Here is a 20,027-nt window from a genome sequence, read left to right as displayed (position 1 = left end):
AAACTTTTAATTGTTTATTTTTCAGTATTATAAGGCTTTTTAAAAATCGTTTTTTTGTTTATAAACTGTATTTGGAGGGTGAAAATTATGGTATTCGCAGGTTTTTTATTAATTTAACAATGTTGATAAAATGTTGATTGTCTTGGTGTTAAAATATTTTTTTTAGTGTATTAATTTTCTACTTTTATGTAGTAGTGCTATCAATTATAATTTAAAAATACTGATATGGAAAAGGCGATAAAACTGCAGATCAGAAAAGAGTTGAACGGTCAGCAACAACTAAATGTAATCAAATTAAAAGGCAGTTTAATTTCTAATGGATATACCGAAATAATCCACATCAATGATTATGATGATGAATTTCATATGAATTCTTTTGAGACGTCTGTTGAAAACAGGGTCGAAGTCCAGAATTTTATAAATACATTTATCAGTAATGCACAGCTTATGGATACTGTGACTATTTTTAAATAAATAATTTGTCTTCTATAAGTTCAAAAAATACTTTAAGAATTACCGCTTTTAAGCAGCCCTCGAAAATTTACGAAGGGCTTTTTTTTTGTCTTTTTTCAAGTTTATAAGACTATCCTTTTTCAAATCTTTTTGCGGCAGTTTTTGATTCTTTTTATTTAAAATATTTCTATGCTAAAAAAGCAATCTGAAATATTTTTCCTTTCGAATTTCGGAAGAGACTTTTCTTCAATTTTTAAATAGCATCATCCGTCTTTTTCTTTTGATAAAAAAGAAGAGGATTTTTTGACGGACTTCAGATTTTGGAAAATTTGTAGTTAAGCCCTTATGAACAAAGGTGTTTGAACAAAATTTTAAAGTAAATGAACAAAATTTAAACATCGTTCCTGTTTTAATAAAATACTTTTGGCGAACAGATTTAATTGTTGATTATGTAATTTTTTTAGATTAAAAATTAATAATCGATAAAAAAAAGGACCTGTAATTAGATTAATGTAAGCTTTGGTTTCAGGTTCGGGGTAAATCTGTTCAAATACAAAAACAAACGAAAGAATTAAGATCCAAAAACTGAATTTTAAAATGAAAAAATGGCTGTTGACAGTAATATGTATTGCAATATTTTGTAATGCATCAGCACAAAAAAAACTAACACTTTGGTATAATAAACCATCAGCAGCATGGACAGATGCATTACCACTCGGCAACGGAAGATTAGGAGCAATGGTATATGGAGGGCCTCAGCTGGATACTATTCAAATAAATGAAGATACTTTCTGGTCCGGAAGTCCTTACCAAAATGTAAATCCGAACGCAAAAAAGTGCCTAAAAGCAATTCAGAATTATATTAGCGAAGGCAATTATATCGAGGCACAAAAGTCTGCGCTTGATAATATTATAGCCGACAGGAAAATTACTTCTCACGGTCAGGTATATCAGTCTATTGGCAATCTTATTTTAAAGGTTCCCGGACACGAAAAATGTACTGATTATTACAGAGAACTGGATTTAAAAACGGCTGTTGCTACTACTAAATATAAAGTAGATGGAGTTTCCTTCACACGAGAAGTGTTTACCTCATTTACAGATCAGCTTGTTATCATAAGGCTTACATCAGACAAAAAAGGAGCAATAAATTTCAACGCCTCTTTTGCAGGTCCTTTAAAAACTCAAATGGTTACGGTATCTTCAAAAGTACCTGAAGGACAAAGCAAACTGCTCGTAGTCAACGGAAAATGCACTAAAGAAAAAGAAGAAAATATTCCAAACCTTTTAAATTTTAATGCACAAATCAAAGTTGCTGCGAAAGGCGGAATCCAAAAAGGATCAGGGAACAGTATTGTAGTTAATAATGCTGATGTAGCCTTAATCTATGTTTCGGTTGCTACTAATTTTAAAAACTATAAAGACATATCCGGAGATGCTGAAAAACGTGCCAAAGAGTATTTGTCGAAATTCTCAAAAGGATACGAAAAAGCCAAAAAAGATCATATTGTATTCTATCAAAAGCAATTTAACCGGGTACAGTTTGATTTAGGACAGTCTCCACAAATTAATAAACCTACAGATCAGCGAATTGCAGAGTTTAAAGATTTTGAAGACCCTGATTTGGTTGCAACGTACTTTCAGTTTGGGCGCTATTTATTGATTTCATCTTCGCAGCCGGGTACACAGCCTGCTAATTTACAGGGAATATGGAATCCAAATTCGGGTCAGTATCCTGCCTGGGATAGTAAATATACAACCAATATTAATGTAGAAATGAATTACTGGCCTGCAGAAGTGACCAATCTGAGCGAATGCCATGAGCCTTTTATTCAGTTGATTAAAGACGTAAGTGTTACAGGGAAACAAGCCGCTTCAGAAATGTACGGAAGCAGAGGGTGGACATTGCATCACAACACAGATTTATGGCGATCAACAGGAGCTGTGGATAAGACCGCCGGAATATGGCCAACATGTAATGCCTGGTTTTCTGCGCATTTGTGGGAGAAATTCCTTTTTTCTGGGGATAAAACCTATTTGAAAGAAGTGTTTCCAATCTTAAAAAGTGCCTCCGAGTTTTATCAGGATTTTTTAATTAAAGATAAAAAAACGGGATATCTGGTAGCATCACCATCTATTTCTCCTGAACATACTCCGGGTTTGCATACTTATGATGTTGTAAAACCTGATGGCACTGTGATGAAAGAAAGATGTAATGTTTTTGCAGGTGTTACAATGGATAACCAAATGATTTTTGATCTGTTATCTAACACAATTGATGCCAGTGAAATATTAGAAACAGATACTGAATTTGCTAAGCAGTTAAAAGAGATCCGTTCACAATTACCTCCAATGCAGGTAGGCAAGCATACGCAGTTACAGGAATGGCTGGAAGACTGGGATAAAAAGAATGATGCGCACCGTCATATTTCGCATCTGTGGGGTGCTTTTCCGGGAAGAGAAATTTCACCATTTAAGACGCCAGAACTTTTTGAGGCATCTAGAAATACACTCATCGGAAAAGGAGATGCAAGCCGTGGATGGTCGATGGGATGGAAAGTATGCTTGTGGGCTCGTTATCTGGATGGAAATCACGCATACCAACTGATTAAAAACCAACTGAATCTGAAACCGGCAACTGCAACTATCAAAGACCCGGATGGGGGAACTTATACGAATATGTTTGACGCCCATCCGCCATTTCAGATTGATGGAAATTTTGGCTGCAGTGCCGGAATAGCCGAAATGTTACTGCAAAGTCATGATGGGGCCGTGGCATTGCTGCCGGCATTGCCTGATGCGTGGGTAAATGGATCGATTTCCGGTTTAAAAGCCCGCGGCGGTTTTGAAATCGAAAATATGCAATGGACGAACGGAAAGCTAAAATCGGTTACCATAAAATCAAATATTGGAGGAAATCTTCGGCTAAGAAGTTATTCTAAGTTACAGGGAAATTCGGTTCAGGAAGCAAAAGGGGTGAATTCTAATATCCTTTTTAAATCACAGCCAATTGCAAATCCGGTAATTTCTTCAGCAGCTGTTTTCAAAGGAGTTAATGTTCCTAAAGTCTTTGAATATGATGTTACTACAGAAAAAGGAAAGCAGTATACATTCAATATAGCAGAATAAATATGATGAAAATAAGTATATGTGAAATACTTAAAAACACAGTTTTCAAGTGATACAACTGAAATCTGTGTTCAATAATGCCATTTTAAACTAACTAACCAAACCAACCAAAATGTATGAAAAAAAAGTTATCAGGAGAAAATTTTGACTCAGTTATCGGAGTTAAAAAGAAAACTCAAATTACGTTATTAATTTATTTAATGCTTTCGCTTTCGCTTTTTGCAAAGGAGGCAAAAAATCTAAAATCCAAAGAAATTGATTTAAATTTTGGATATAAATCAGATTTTACAACTTTTCAGGAAAAAGAAATCACTATTTCAGGAAAGGTGACCGATGACAAAGGAATAGGAATACCGGGTGTTTCTATTATGATAAAAGGTCCGAAAATAGGAATTGTAAGTGATTTTGACGGAAATTTTAAAATGGATAAAGTACCTCTTAAATCTGTTTTGGTATTTTCTTTTATTGGAATGCAAACACAGGAAATTACAGTTGACGGCAAATTGACCCTGAATGTCATCATGAAAGAGGCGTTAAACGACCTGAATGAAGTTGTTGTAATTGGATATGGTACCGCAAAGCGAAAAGATTTAACAGGATCTGTAGCTTCTGTAAGTATGGAAGAGCTGAAAGATATACCGGCAACTTCAGTTTTACAGGCAATTGCAGGACGTCTTGCCGGGGTTAATGTAACTATAGCAGACGGTTCTCCGGATACACCAATCAAAGTGCGTGTAAGAGGAGGCGGATCTATAACGCAGGACAACTCTCCTCTGTATATTGTTGACGGTTTTCAGGTAAATAACATCAATGATATTGCACCAAGCGACATTGAATCAATTGATGTACTTAAAGATGCATCTTCAACTGCGATTTATGGTGCTCAGGGAGCAAACGGTGTTATTCTGATTACGACCAAATCCGGAAAAACAGGCAAGACAGAAATCAATATGAATGCCTATACCGGTATCAAAAACACCTACAACCTAACAGAAGTTTTATCACCTTATGACTTTGTATATTTTCAAAAAGAGCTGGATCCGGGCGTAAGTGCTACGGGAACTTCTTTTTACAGTATGTATGGTTCATGGGACGATATTGATATCTATAAATCTAAAAAAGGTACTGACTGGCAAGAAAAACTATACGGTAATACCGGAGTTCAAAAACACTTTGATATTGGTATAACAGGAGGAGAATCCAGTTTAAAATATAAGGTGAATTACGTTCACGATGATGAAGATTACATTATGCTCAATTCAGCTTATAAAAGAGATTATTTAAGTGTCAGCCTGAATAAAAAAATAAGTACGAAACTAACATTTGATTTCAATACCAGAATTTCAAATACCGTTATTACCGGACCAAGTGTTTCTAACGGAAGTAAACTGAGAGACGGAATCAAATATGCTCCGGTTTATAGTTTAACCAGTCAGCCGGGGAATGCATTAGGCGGTGCAGACGATATTACTTCAGCAGAAGCATTAAGTACATTAAACGATCCGGTTTATAATATTACAAATGAATACAAAGAACAGAACAGGTTTAATGCCACAATTAACGCTGGTATAATCTGGAAACCTGTAAAAGGATTAACCGTCTCGTCTAAAGGAAGCTATGGAGCCAACAGAGATTACACGGATAATATCTGGCTGAACAAAACCGGAGAAGCAAGTGCCAATGGGGGACAGCCGGTAGCCAGACGTACTGATTTTAAAGGATATCTGTGGACAATTCAAAATACGGTTTCGTATAATGCCGATTTCAACAATAATATTCACAAATTCGATATAATGGCCGGACAGGAAATGTATAATTCCGAAGGTGAAGAAATGCGTAGCGAGTCGAAATTTTATCCGGTAGATTTTACGGCAAAAGATGTATTGGCGATGTGGAATTACGGTACACCGCAGCCAACCTATACTACAATATTGGAACCATCCAGAACTTCATCTTTATTTGGACGTGTTAATTATACATTCCACGAGCGCTACATTTTGACGTTAACAGCCAGATTAGATTCAAAAAATGTATTTTCTGAAGAAAATCGTCAGGGATTCTTTCCGGGAGCAGCTTTTGCATGGAGATTATCAGATGAGTCATTTATGAAACCAACGAGCAAATGGTTGTCAAATGCCAAAGTACGTCTGAGTTACGGAGAAGTTGGTAATGCACGTGTAGGGTCTTACTGGAGACAGGAGTATGGTTTTCAGACATCGGCTAAAAATTTATATTATTTAAACGATCAGCCTCAAAGTGCCCTTGTTACATCAAACGTATTAAAAAATGAAAAGTTAACATGGGAAACCACCATATCTTCAGATATAGGGCTTGACTTGGGTTTCTTTAACCAGCGTTTACGATTAACTGTGGATGCCTATAAAAACGATACTAAAGATTTGATCCTGGGAGTGGCTTTACCTTCAAACTCAGGGTATGACACACAGTATCAGAATATCGGAAGAACTTCCAACAAAGGACTAGAAATTACAGCATCAGGAGATATTATCAAAAATGATAAGTTTCTGCTTTCAGCCAGTTTTAATATAGCATTTAATAATAATGTTGTGAAAGAATTAGACGGTTCCAGCGAAATGATTGCAGCTTCTAACTGGGCACCTGCTGTGGGAAGAGACGATTTCAGAGCCATTGTAGGACAGCCGGTTGGATTAATGTATGGATATGTTTCTGACGGATATTACACCTTTGACGATTTTACCTTTGATGATGTACAAAAGAAATGGATTTTGAACCCAGGAGTAGCTGATGCTTCTAAGGTTATTACAACTTCAGGAAATTATTTTGGACCGGGACATATCAAGTTAAAGAAATTAACAGATGATGGTACTAATGTAATTTCACCTGATAAAGACAGAAAAGTTATCGGAAGGGCTCAGCCTAAACATACCGGAGGTTTCTCTATAAGCACTGCTTACAAAGGTTTCGATTTATCAGCAATGTTCAATTGGTCTTATGGTAATGATATTTATAATGCTAACAAAATTGATAACACAACTTTCAGTGGTTCTAAGAGATACCAGAATATGAGTGCTGAAATGAGCATCCAAAACCGATTTACAACAATTGATCCGGCTACGGGTTACAATATTATGTTTGGTCAAAATGCAAATCCGGAATTGCTGCAGGAAATAAATCAGGGTAAAACCTTATGGCATCCTCTTTCGAACTCAACTATTTTAACGGATTGGGCAATTGAAGACGGCTCATTTTTACGATTTGGAAGCTTAACGCTTGGTTACACATTACCCGAAAGCATTACAAAAAATGGTTTCGTACAAAACGTTCGCTGCTATTTTACAGGTAATAATTTAATGATTTGGACAAAGTACTCAGGCCAGGATCCTGAAGTAGACGGTATCCGTACAACACCATTAACACCGGGAGTTGACTGGTCTGCTTATCCAAAGGCAAAAACATTCCTTTTTGGAGTTAATGTAACATTCTAAATTTAAAAAAAATGAAAAAACTATTATATTATTCAGGCTTTATTTTTCTACTGACATGCGTTTCCTGTGCAGATGATTTTTTAGACACTACATCGCCTTCCAAACTGAGTTCAGAAACCGTTTTTAAAACATCATCAATGGCTAAAGCAGCTATAATGGGGATGTACGGTAAAATGACTGACAGTTATATCTACGGACAAAAGTTATCGGTTAACTGGCAGGGGTTTTCAGATATTGAAAGTAATCAGGGATTTACGGCAACAGCTTACAACTCTACAACGAGCGATCAGGGAGCAGGAAACTTTTACGATGATCCTTATAATCAGACCACAAAGTGGCAGGCTTTATTTCAGTTAGCAGAATTGGCTTCCTCTGCTGTAGATGGAATCAGAAATTCTCCAATTCTTGAAAGTCAGGCTGCTCAAATGAAACCATTATTAGGAGAAGCGTTAGTGATGAGATCTCTGGCATATTTCGAATTGGTTCGTTATTGGGGAGATGTGCCTTTTAAAGAAGGAACTTCAAAATCCGATTTATCAAATGTTTATATAGGAAAAGTAGACAGAGATGTTATTTATGAACATTTAGTTCAAGATTTAACAGAAGCACAAGGTTATTTGCCATGGCTAAAAACATCTGCAGAATATGCAACTGTAGAGCGTATTACTAAAGGTTTTGCAAAAGGACTTTTGGCAAGGGTAGCTCTTTTTGCAGGTGGCTGGTCGTTGCGTGACGGAAATTTATTTACCGGAAAAGATTTAGAACATCATCCTACAATTCCGGAAACAGGAGGTTATTTTGTCGGAAGGGTTAAAAACTGGAGAGATTACTATGCGATAGCTTCACAACAGACAGCTGAAATTATTGGAAACCCTGCAAATCCACACCGTTTAGATCCGGACTATGAAAATATATGGAAAACAGTTTGTGGTTTACAGCAAAATGTAAACAACGAAAATTTATTTGAAGTAGCATTTGGTCTTGGTAATAACGGTGATATCGGTTCTTTAATGGGATATGAAGTAGCCGGTAACAGCAGATACGGTGCGAGAGGTTTTGGAGGAACTTATGTGGGCTCTCATGCTTACTATTTCTATTCATTTACTCCCGAAGACAAACGCAGGGATGTTACGCTAAGCTGGTTAAATTATACAAAAGACAATGTTGAAGGTGTAAAAACGGATCCGTTGAGTGTGAATTTTGCAAAATGGAGAATCTATTGGATGTCCAGCTCTTATCTGGCAATGCATAAAACAGCAAATTCCCGTATAGCAACCGGAGTTAACTGGATATTAATGCGTTACTCTGATATTTATTTAATGTATGCTGAAGCAGAAAGCGCCCTAAATGGTTCTGAGGCTGTAAATCCTGTTGTCGGAATGTCTCCAAAACAGGCATTAGAGAAGGTTCGTGAAAGAGCTTTTGGTACAGGATCTGCCAAAATTCAGGCGTATGATCCTGATTTCTTTGAGGCAATTGTAAACGAACGTGCCTGGGAGTTTGGCTGTGAAAACATTCGTAAACACGATTTAATTCGTTGGGGGTTGCTGTATGACAGGTTAGAAACAATGAAAAAAACACTTTGCCTGATGTTTGATAATAAGCAGCCTGTAAAGATTTTTGACAAAACGTATCAGCCAACAGATTTCCCAAAAACGGTTTATTATAAATTTAAAGATGCTGAATATATCGACAAGAGTTCACTCAATTATTATACAAATCTTCCTGCAAGTCCGGGTCCTGAGTATAAAAGTGTGACCTGGTTTCCAACATCTGCGCAAAAGCCGGTTTCGGGTACAAATAAAAATTATATAGACTGGCCGGTAAAAACGCTGTTGGCGGGTACAGGACTGGCTAAAGAATATGATTATTCCAGCTTTTTGAGTTCACTTACAAACGGAACTGAAATTCAAAGCAGTCTTGCGCAATACTCAAAGGGTAACGGCAATTGTTACTACAGACATTTCTTCGCCATTTACTATGAGGATATTTTTGAGTCTAAAGGCAAAATAAGCAATTCATACGGGTTTTAATAAATGACATTAATTTAATTTTTAATTATAATGAAAAAAATATTAGCAATTTCCGGTGTTTTATTGCTTTTTGCAATGATGACCGGGTGTGAAAAAGATTATAATGACTGGCCGATAGATTCCAGTTACGATAGGCTTTTTAAATCTATTGTTTTTGAAACTTCAGCTATTCAGGCTACGGCTGTTGAACTTAAGTTTACAAAATCAATTTCGGCTACAAAATATGTTTTTGAGTTCAGCAAGGATAATTTAGAGTTTAAGGAAATTGTAAAAACGGTTGAGCTTTCTGCTGCGAATTTAGTTCCGTTTGCCAATTCTTCAGATCAGGCCAAAGTAGAATACAGGGAAATTTTTGATGATCTTGACGGAACTACTGAGTATTCTGTCCGAATGAAAAGCATCGACGAAAAAACAGGCAAGGAGTCCAAATACAGCCAGGTTTATTTTGTTACGCCTGCAGAGCAGATTTTTAAAGGATATGTCGCTACAACCACAAGTGTAACTTTAGGCTGGATTGTTTCGCCCAAAGTTACCAATATCAGTTTGTACGACGCAGCTTCGGTATTAGTGAAAAATATTGTGTTAACTGAGGAACAAAAAACTGCTGGTACAGCTACAATCGATAATCTGGCTAATGGAACCAATTACACAGCTAAAATTTTTAATGAAACCAATGTTCGCGGAACTTTAGAGGTAAAAACAACAGGTTTGTTTAACAGTACAGCTTATAAAGTTTTGCTTACCGACACAGCTGGAAGTATTAACACCGCTTTGCAGGGGCTTGTAGCCGGTGGGGCAAAAGATATTACGGTGGAGTTTGAAGCAGGGGCAATCTACACAATTGGAGGTGATATCACTATTCCAACAGGAGTAAATAATATTGCATTTGTGGGGTCAAGAAACAGCAGCGGGCCATCACGTTTAGGGAATGTCAGATTTAGGGTTCAGGACAAAGTAAACGATATTATAGTACAAAACCTGACTACTAATTCTGCAGATAGTTTCTTTATTGATTTAGGGACTAAAACAGTAAACGACATTCAGATAGAAGGATGTAATATTACCAGACTCAATTCTATTGTTAGGGTTAGCGGCGTAAGTACTGTGAATAATATTAATGTAAATAATTGCCTTATTTCTCAGACAGGAGGTTATGGTGTACTGAATGTAGCAGCAGGAAGTACGGTAAAATCGATTAATGTTTCGAATTGTACGCTTACTGAAATCAGTACTCGTTTTGCAGATGTTCGTGTAAAAACAAGCATCAATTTCAAAAATATCACTTGCGTGAATACTACTATCGGAATGGGGCATCTTTGGAATTTTGATAACAATAATCCGGTACAGGTTTCTATTCAGAATTGTATCATAGCCGGTCCAAACGGCGGTATGGCTTTAAATAGTACAAGTGGTACTTACAGCAATATCAGTATTACATACAACAGCAATTACAAAACAAAAGATCTGACCATCGGCACAAGACCTTTAACCGGAATTACAGAGGTTCCGCTTGCTATAGCAGATTTCTTTGTAGATCCTCTTATTGGTGATTTCCATATCAAGCCGGGTATTGGTTTTGCAGGTGCCGGAGTTGCAGGTGATCCGCGTTGGTTTTAATTGATGTAAAAATATAGTTTATATTTAGTGTTTGATTGAAAGAGGGGATTCAATTGAATTCTCTCTTTTGATTTTTTTAACGAAAAGTTAAATTTAAAGATTTGGTGGTATAAAATTTGTGGCTAGGTTTTGAATTAATTAAAAGGTGTCTGATTAATCATTTTGATAGATCTTCATAAAATGTTTATTTAAGTTTTTAGTGGTTAATTGGTTTTTTAAACAAAATGTTTGTTGAAGTGAATAAATTTTTCAGGCACCTTTAATAATTTTATAAATAATGAATTATAAAAAAGTACATGTTTTTTTTCTATTGAGTTTTTCTCTCCTTGTTTGTAGTGCTTACAGGTATAAAGAAGATTTTAAAAATCAATCTAAAATTGAAAAACCAATTTTTCTAGAAGAACAACCTCTAGCATTTCCAACAGCAGAAGGATTTGGTAAATACACAACCGGAGGAAGAGGAGGAAAAGTACTTTTTGTAACCAATTTAAATGATTCAGGTCCGGGAAGTTTCAGGGCTGCTGCAACCACTAAGGGGAAACGATATATCTTATTCAAAATATCAGGAACCATCGCTTTAAAATCCAGACTGACCATTAATGATAATGATGTTACAATTGCCGGACAGACCGCGCCGGGAGACGGAATCTGTATTAAAGATTATCCTGTACTTATCAATGCAGATAATGTTATTATCCGTTATTTAAGATTCAGAATGGGCGATGCAGGACACCAGCAGGCTGATGCTCTCGAAGCCAGATTTCGCAAAAATATTATCATAGATCATTGCTCGTTAAGCTGGTCAACAGATGAAACCGCTTCTTTTTATGCCAATGAAAAGACTACGTTTCAATGGTGTTTTGTCACCGAAAGTCTGAAGGTTTCAGTACATCAAAAAGGTTCTCATGGTTATGGGGCAATCTGGGGAGGCAAAAATGCTTCATTTCATCATAATTTAATAGCACATCACGACAGCAGAAATCCGAGATTGGGTGAACAGGCCGGTAAAGCCTCTGCACTTACAGATCTGGTCGATGTACGAAATAATGTGATTTATAACTGGGGAACCAACAGCTGTTATGGTGGTGAAGCGATGAATGTAAATATTGTCAATTGTTATTATAAACCAGGCCCGGCTACAGCCAGATCCGGTAAAATTATTGGTATCGATAAAAACAAGATTCCGGGAACAGAAGTTTACAATCTCTGGGGCAGGTTTTATATTGATGGTAATGTTGTAGAAGGAAGTGAGACTGTTACAAAAGATAACTGGAATTACGGAGTTTACAATCAATTTCATGGCAGTTACGGAATAGTTTCTCAGGCTGATAAACAAGCTATGAAAATGACTGTTCCTCATAATATTAATGACAATGTTCATACAGACACAGCTTTAGAAGCTTACGAAAAGGTTTTGAAATTTGGAGGAGCATCTTTGGTAAGGGATGCTGTTGATTTAAGAATTGTCGATGAAGTTAAAAAAGGAACTTACACCTACAAAGGCTCCAAAGGAAGTACAAGGGGGATTATTGATTCTCAGGAAGATGTTGGCGGCTGGCCAAAATTAAAATCCAAAGAAGCACCATTAGACAGTTCTGGTGATGGTATTCCAGATAACTGGAAAAAGAAAAATAAGTTAGATATAACAAAATATAATCCAAACGGTCATGATTTAACTGAGGATTATGAAAATATTGAAGTATATATTAATAGTTTGGTAAAATAAAAAAAGAATAATAAAACAATGAGACTGAGTACAATATTAATGTTAGTTATAAGTGTCTTTTCTAATGCAAATGCTGCAATAGGAAATGATATACAATCGGAAAATGTAGATAAAAGAAAAATTAAATACGATATAGTGGTTGCTCAGGATGGAAGCGGTGATTATAAAACGGTTCAGGAAGCTTTTGATGCCGTTCCGAAATTAAAATCGGATCGTACGGTTATTTTTGTAAAAAACGGTACATACAAACAAGTCATCACTTTAGACGCAGATAAAAATAATGTGACTTTAATTGGCGAAGATGTAAATAAAGTAATCCTGACCTACGACAATTATGCTAACAGAATCAATCCAGAAACCAATAAAAATTACGGAACAAGCGGTTCATCCAGCTGTTTTATAAAAGGCTCCGGATTTTACGCAAAAGACATCACATTCGAAAATGCCTCAGGTCCTGTAGGTCAGGCATTGGCGATTCATATTGTAGGAGATAAAGCAGTATTTAGCAACTGTAAATTCCTTGGTTTTCAAGATACAGTTTATGGAGGAGATGCGCGTCAGTATTTTAAAGATTGTTATTTAGAAGGTTCTACCGATTTTATTTTTGGAAGTTCTACAGCATTTTTTGACAATTGTGTGTTACATACCAAAGGAGGCAGTGCCATTACAGCTGCTTCAACCAAAGAAAAGGTAAAATATGGTTATATATTTAATGACTGTAAAATTACCGGAACAGGAGCAGGCATTACAACGTTAGGGAGACCTTGGCGTCCTTATGCTGCAGTTGTTTTTTTAAACACAGAAATGTCGAATGCGATAAAACCTGCTGGCTGGAACAACTGGGGCAAAACTGAAAATGAACAGACTGCGAGATATGCCGAATACAAATCCGCCGGCACGGGTGCTTACCCAAATGAAAGAGTAAAATGGATGAAAAATTTAACTACAGATGATGTAAAACAATATACTGTAGAAAATGTTTTTAAATCTACTTGTTCAGAGGAAGCAGTTGTTGATAACTGGAACCCAAAGAAAATCATTGCTTTATATAAAAAATAAAGATAAAAATTAAAATCAGTTTCAGGCTGAGCGGAGTCGAAGCCCTTTCAAAAGTTTATAGTGAATGAAGGCGAATGGCTCAGGATAAACTTAGTCGAAGCCCTTTTTGTTTAAAAGCCTTCGACTCCGCTCAGGATGACAGATGTTTTCAAATACAATTTATTTGAGATATTATTTCATCAAATTTCAATCAATTTCATATAACGTATCAAAATAACATTTTATGTATTAAAAACTTTATCACTACCAACTTTACTAACCAATCAAACCAACCATGAACAAAAAATTACAAACCATTTTCTTTAAAAAGGGAGTCTTTTTAGTGCTCTTTCTATTTGGAATAACCGCTCAGGTAACTGCTCAGCGGAATGTTGAAAAATTAAACAGAGGCTTAGTCGCTATGCGGCTCAGTACCAGTCAGGTCTATATTGGCTGGAGAATGCTGGGAACAGAACCCACAGATGTAAGTTACAATTTATATTGTGATGGGGTAAAACTGGCAGCAAGCCCGTTCACGACTACCACAAACTATACTCATGCTACTACTGTCAACGGAACTTATACAGTTCGTGCCATTATTAACGGAGTAGAAGAACCGGCTTCAGAGCCGGCAACTGTATGGGCGAACCAATATTTAGACATAGCCATGCAGATTCCTCCCGGAGATACTAATCGGGATGGAGTGGCTTATACCTATGAAGTAAATGACTGTAGTGTAGGTGATGTAGATGGAGACGGACAATATGAAATCTTCGTTAAATGGAATCCCTCCAATTCAAAAGACAATTCAGAACCTGGTTTTACAGGCAATGTTTATATTGACTGCTACCGTTTAGACGGAACACGTTTATGGAGAATTGATATGGGAAAAAATATCCGTGCCGGTGCACATTATACCCAATTTATGGTGTATGATCTGGACTCTGACGGAAAAGCTGAAATGACCTGCAGAACCGCTGACGGAACGATAGACGGAACCGGAGTTGTCATTGGCGATGCAGCTGCAGATTACAGAAATACTACTGGCAGCACTACTACATCCGGCAGCCCTTATGGTGCCGTTATATCAGGACCTGAATTTTTAACTGTTTTTAACGGACTAACTGGAAAAGCAATGGCTTCTACTAATTATTTGCCAGCACGTGGATCACTATCTGATTGGGGAGACACTTATGGTGGTCGTTCAGAACGTTTTGTTGACGCTATAGCTTATCTTGATGGATCAAAACCAAGTTTGATAACCGGACGTGGATATTATACTGGAAGAAATGATGTTGGTGGTAGAATGGTTCGTGTGGCATGGGATTGGAGAAACAATAACCTTACACAAAGATGGATTTTTGACAGCAAAACTTCTGGAAATACTGCTGCAACAGGTATGGGAAACCACCAAATGACGGTTGGTGACTCAGACGGAGATGGAAAAGACGAAGTGTTTAATGGATCTAGTGCTATTAATGATGATGGAACACTATTATATGCTAATACTTTAGGTCATGGTGATGCTTTACACATGACCGATATGGATCCGGAACGTCCTGGATTGGAGATATGGCAATGTCTGGAAGAACCGACTAAGTACAAAACAAATGGTCTTGTTTTCTTAGATGCCAAGACAGGAGCTACAATATGGGGTATTCCTTCAACTGGAGATATAGGACGCTGCAATGCTGCAGATATTGACCCTCGCTACAAGGGATATGAATGTTTTGGAAGTGCAAATGGCGGAAACTATTTAATGGATTGTAAAGGAAACCTGATCAGTAATACAAAACCAACACAGAATTTTTCTATCTGGTGGGATGCTGACTTAAACCGTGAATTATTAGATTCAAATAAAATAGACAAATGGAATTTTCTTGATGGGAAAACGGTTAATATACTAACTGCTACAGGATATACTTCAAATAATACTACTAAAGCAACTCCATGTTTGAGTGCCGATCTTTTTGGAGATTGGAGAGAAGAAGTAATCTTTCGTAAATTAGATAATACTTCTATCAGGATTTATACGACTAATATTCCTACTACACATAAATTGTATACTTTGATGCATGATCCTCAGTACAGAGTAGCGATAGCCTGGCAAAACTCAGCATACAATCAGCCGCCTCATCCTGGTTTTTATTTGGGTGTAGATATGGCGCCACAGACACAGCCAAATATTGTGACCGTAAATGCAGGAAATCTGGCAACGGATGATTTTTCAAAAGAAGAGTCTTCAGCAAATGCCGTAGTTTATCCAAATCCTGCAAATCAGTCTTTTGGTATTTCAGCAAAAGGAAAATTTACGTATACCATTTATAATTCGTTAGGTCAGAAAATACAATCCGGAGAAGGAGAAAATCAAGTAGAAATTGGAGATATATCAACTCAGTCTGGGCTATACATCATAAACGTAAAATCCGAAAAAGGAACTTCAACCCTGAAACTGATTAAAAACTAATTCAGTAATGGATTGACTAAAATAAAATCAATGAATAAGATTAAAATCACTGTAATTTTTATGTGGGTACTGATAGGAGTTTTTCAGGTCAGTGCCCAGCAAAAATTAAAACTGCATTATGATAAACCTGCTGCCAATTGGAATGAAGCTTTACCATTAGGTAACGGTCGTTTGGGTGCAATGGTTTTTGGAAATCCTCAAAAAGAAGAACTTCAGCTAAATGAAGAAACTGTCTGGGCCGGTGAGCCGGGAAACAACGTGCCTAAAAATGTATTTTCAGATATTGAAGAAATCAGAAAGTTAATTTTTGAAGGAAAAAATAAGCAGGCGCAGGATTTAGCCAACAAGACATTTCCAAGACAGGCTCCCAAAGATTTAAACTACGGAATGCCTTATCAAACTGTTGGAAGCCTTTGGATTGAATTTCCAGGGCATGAAACTTATTCAGATTATTATAGAGATTTAGATATCGAAAAAGCAGTTTCGTCTGTAAGTTATAAAGTGAATGGCGTGATTTATAAAAGAGAGATTCTAACCTCTTTTTCAGATGATATTATTTTAGTGAAATTAACCGCTGACAGGAAAAAGAGTATAAGTTTTACTTTATCAGCATCTAGTCCGCAAGTATTAAACAGTTCCAGAACTCAGGACAATAAATTGTTTTTTGAAGGAACTACCGGAAGCACAGATAACAAAATAGGTAAGGTAAAATATGTCGGAGAAGCTATTTGTACCCAAAAAGGAGGAAAACTAACCGCAACAGCTGACAAACTTTCTGTATCTGATGCTGATGAAGTTATCATTCGTATCGCAATTGCGACTAATTTTAAAAATTACCAAGACCTTTCTGCTAATCCAACAGAAAAAGCTGCTGAGGTTCTGGCGAAAGCATCTAAAAAAAGTTATGCTGAATCTTTTAAAAACCATGTAACAGCTTATCAAAAATACTTTAACAGAGTATCATTATTTTTAGGGGATTCTCCTCAGTCCAATAAAACAACTGATGTAAGAATTAAGGAATTTGCGAGTGCTTATGATCCGCAATTGGTTGGACTTTATTTTCAGTTTGGAAGATATTTACTGATTTCGAGCTCTCAGCCTGGGAATCAGCCTGCGAACCTTCAGGGAATCTGGAATCATAAATTAAACCCGGCCTGGGATAGCAAATACACGGTAAACATTAATACTGAAATGAATTACTGGCCGGCAGAAATAACGAATTTGAGCGAAATGCATCAGCCTTTATTTAGTATGCTGAAGGATTTGGCAGTAACAGGAAAAGAAAGTGCATCCGAAATGTATCACGCAAAAGGCTGGAATATGCACCACAACACCGATTTATGGCGAATGACGGGAGTTGTAGATGGCGGTTTTTATGGACTCTGGCCAATGGGAGGAGCATGGCTTACCCAACATTTGTGGCAGCATTATCTATACACTGGAGATCGGGAATTTTTAAAGGAATATTATCCTGTTTTAAAAGGTGCCGCTCAGTTTTATCTCGATGTACTTCAGGAAGAACCGGAGAACAAATGGCTGGTTGTAGCTCCTTCGATGTCTCCTGAGAATACCTACGAAAAGAGCGTAGCTGTATCTGCAGGAACAACTATGGATAATCAGCTGGTTTTTGATACTTTCAATAATATTCTTAATGCTTCTAAAATTTTAGAAAAAGATAAAACATTTGCCGATTCGGTTGCGGTGGCTTTAAAAAGGCTTCCTCCAATGCAGATTGGACAGTATTCGCAATTGCAGGAGTGGCTTCATGACTGGGACAAACCTGATGATCATCACAGACATATTTCACATTTATACGGATTGTTTCCGTCTGGACAAATTTCACCATTCAGAACGCCTCAGCTTATCGAAGCGGCAAAAAACACACTGATTTACAGAGGTGATGTTTCAACAGGCTGGTCTATGGGCTGGAAAGTGAATTGGTGGGCGAGATTGTTAGATGGCAACAGGGCTTTTAAATTGATAAAAGATCAGTTGAGCCCAGCACCTACTGAAAGCAAGGGAGAATCAGGGGGAACATATCCAAATCTTTTTGATGCCCATCCGCCGTTTCAAATTGACGGTAACTTTGGATGTACTGCCGGAATCACCGAGATGTTACTTCAAAGTTATGACGGTTCAATTTATTTGCTTCCTGCTTTGCCGGATGATTTTAAAAATGGTAAAGTTAGCGGTCTGAAAGCCAGAGGAGGTTTTGAAATCAATATGGAATGGGAAAACGGAAAAGTAAAACAGTTGATGGTAAAATCTGCTTTAGGAGGAAACTGCAGATTACGTATTTCTTCTGATATAAAACTTACCGGAAAAATTCAGTTGAAAGAAGCTGTAGGAGAAAATACAAACTTTTTTTATCAGACAGAATTGATAAAAGAACCGCTAATCAATGAAAAAGCAGTCCTGAAGGGTTTTAAAACCCCGGATACTAAATTGTACGATTTTAATACTACCGCTGGAAAAACGTATATTTTTAAAGTAGAATAACTGTCAATAACTTAATATATTCAATATGAAAAAATTAAAATCTGTGATAAGCATCATTTTTGTGCTTTTATCCCTTTCCTGTTCTTCAGATAGTGACCCTAAAGAAGTAAAAGTCACGTCAATGGTAATAAGTGGTGACAATACATTAAGCACCGAATCAAAACAACTGAGTGTAGTAGTAACTCCCAATAATGCAACAAACAAAGAAGTTACATGGAGCGTTTCTGACCCAACAATTGCCGTAATTACCGAAACGGGTCTTTTGGCCGGAATAAAAAATGGTAATGTAAAAGTAACAGCTACAGCCAAAGACGGTTCAGGGATTAAGGCTGAAAAAAATTATACGGTTTCAGGAATTACGGAACCTGTAGTTTTAATTCAGAGTATCACCATTAATCAGGTTTCGATTACTGACGGAAAACCAATTCAGTTAAGTACACAAATTGCTCCGGCAAATGCAACGAATAAAACATTAACCTGGACCACTTCAAGTCAGGCAATAGCACCAATTAATGCCGAAGGGGTATTAACTCCTAAAATGAATGGTACGGTTACGGTAACTGCAACTTCTGCTGACGGAAGCGGGAAAAGTGCTCAGCTTCAAATCACTATCTCAGGCGTAACAGCGACGTATGCAACAACAGTAAGATCAGAAAGTATACTGGTATGGCAAAGAAACAATGGAGGCTGGGGTAAAGCCGTAGCAGATTTAAACAATTATAATACGGCCCAAACGCAATCACAGATAACGACAGCTTTAAATTCAAAAAATAGTACAGATACTACTATTGATAACGGTCACGTAGTGACAGAATTGAGATGGCTTCTTGCAGATTACAAAACAACAAACAATCCAAATTATTTACTGGCTGTAGAAAAAGCACTTGACTTTTTATTTACGGCTCAATATGCTAATGGCGGATGGCCTCAGTATTATCCTGATAAAAGCGGTTACAGACATCAAATCACCTACAATGACGGTGCAATAGCTAATGTAATGAATGTGATGTGGGATATTTCGAAAGGGAAAAACAATATGGAATTGGTTAACCCGACTTATAAAGAAAAGGCGATAACAGCCTTCAATAAAGGAATTGATATTATTTTAAAAACACAAATTACGTACAAAGGCAAAAAAACGGTTTGGTGTGCACAGCATGACGAAGTTACGTTGCTTCCTGCACTGGCGAGAGCGTATGAACTGCCAAGTTTCAGCGGATCTGAATCTGTAGGGATCGTACGTGTTTTAATGCTGGTTGAGCAGCCTTCTGCAGAAGTAAAACAAGCTGTTAAAGATGCTGTGGATTGGTTCAACGGGGCTAAACTTACAGGAATTGCAACCCAAAAAATAACAGATAGCTCACAGCCTTCAGGTCAGGATGTAATTGTTGTATCTTCTCCGGGGAATGTGATCTGGGCAAGATTTTATGATTTACAAAATAACTTACCTTTGTTCTGCGGGCGTGACGGAATTCCGAAAGCAACTTTGGCTGAAATTGAAAACGAAAGAAGAGTAGGTTATTCGTGGTACGGAAACTGGCCTTCAGCTTTGATAGGTTCTGAGTACACGTCCTGGAAATCCAAACATGGTTTATAAA

At 36.9% G+C, this 20,027-nt stretch carries 10 protein-coding genes; all 10 read left to right on the top strand.

Features of this window, described 5'->3' with window-relative positions:
- The first annotated feature begins 225 nt into the window (after positions 1–225).
- Positions 226–474: a hypothetical protein gene (locus tag GWR14_RS17040; protein ID WP_163410280.1), complete on the top strand. Its 249-nt coding sequence runs from the start codon at positions 226–228 to the stop codon at positions 472–474.
- Positions 475–1,050: 576 nt separating this feature from the next.
- Positions 1,051–3,582 (top strand): glycoside hydrolase family 95 protein, encoded by a 2,532-nt coding sequence (locus tag GWR14_RS17035; protein ID WP_163410279.1) that lies wholly within the window; start codon positions 1,051–1,053, stop codon positions 3,580–3,582.
- Positions 3,583–3,698: 116 nt separating this feature from the next.
- Positions 3,699–7,049, top strand: a complete 3,351-nt coding sequence (locus GWR14_RS17030; protein WP_223150980.1) for a SusC/RagA family TonB-linked outer membrane protein — start codon at positions 3,699–3,701, stop codon at positions 7,047–7,049.
- A gap of 11 nt (positions 7,050–7,060) precedes the next feature.
- The gene (locus tag GWR14_RS17025) at positions 7,061–9,082 is read left to right on the top strand and encodes a RagB/SusD family nutrient uptake outer membrane protein (RefSeq protein ID WP_163410278.1); all 2,022 of its coding nucleotides are present in this window, start codon (positions 7,061–7,063) and stop codon (positions 9,080–9,082) included.
- Between the two features lie 30 nt (positions 9,083–9,112).
- Positions 9,113–10,699, top strand: a complete 1,587-nt coding sequence (locus GWR14_RS17020) for a DUF5123 domain-containing protein (protein ID WP_163410277.1) — start codon at positions 9,113–9,115, stop codon at positions 10,697–10,699.
- Between the two features lie 277 nt (positions 10,700–10,976).
- Complete coding sequence (locus GWR14_RS17015; protein ID WP_163410276.1) at positions 10,977–12,425, top strand: pectate lyase family protein; 1,449 nt, start codon at positions 10,977–10,979, stop codon at positions 12,423–12,425.
- 18 nt (positions 12,426–12,443) lie between these two features.
- Complete coding sequence (locus GWR14_RS17010; protein WP_163410275.1) at positions 12,444–13,484, top strand: pectinesterase family protein; 1,041 nt, start codon at positions 12,444–12,446, stop codon at positions 13,482–13,484.
- 274 nt (positions 13,485–13,758) lie between these two features.
- A complete protein-coding gene (locus GWR14_RS17005; RefSeq protein ID WP_163410274.1) occupies positions 13,759–15,930 on the top strand; it encodes a rhamnogalacturonan lyase family protein in 2,172 nt (723 codons plus the stop codon).
- A gap of 30 nt (positions 15,931–15,960) precedes the next feature.
- The gene (locus tag GWR14_RS17000) at positions 15,961–18,429 is read left to right on the top strand and encodes a glycoside hydrolase family 95 protein (protein WP_163410273.1); all 2,469 of its coding nucleotides are present in this window, start codon (positions 15,961–15,963) and stop codon (positions 18,427–18,429) included.
- 25 nt (positions 18,430–18,454) lie between these two features.
- Positions 18,455–20,026, top strand: a complete 1,572-nt coding sequence (gene pelA, locus GWR14_RS16995; protein ID WP_163410272.1) for a pectate lyase — start codon at positions 18,455–18,457, stop codon at positions 20,024–20,026.
- The last annotated feature ends 1 nt before the right edge of the window (position 20,027 follow it).

The sequence above is a fragment of the Flavobacterium ajazii genome (assembly GCF_010614725.1).
Lineage (GTDB): Bacteria > Bacteroidota > Bacteroidia > Flavobacteriales > Flavobacteriaceae > Flavobacterium > Flavobacterium ajazii.
This window is presented reverse-complemented; position numbering and strand designations above follow the sequence as displayed.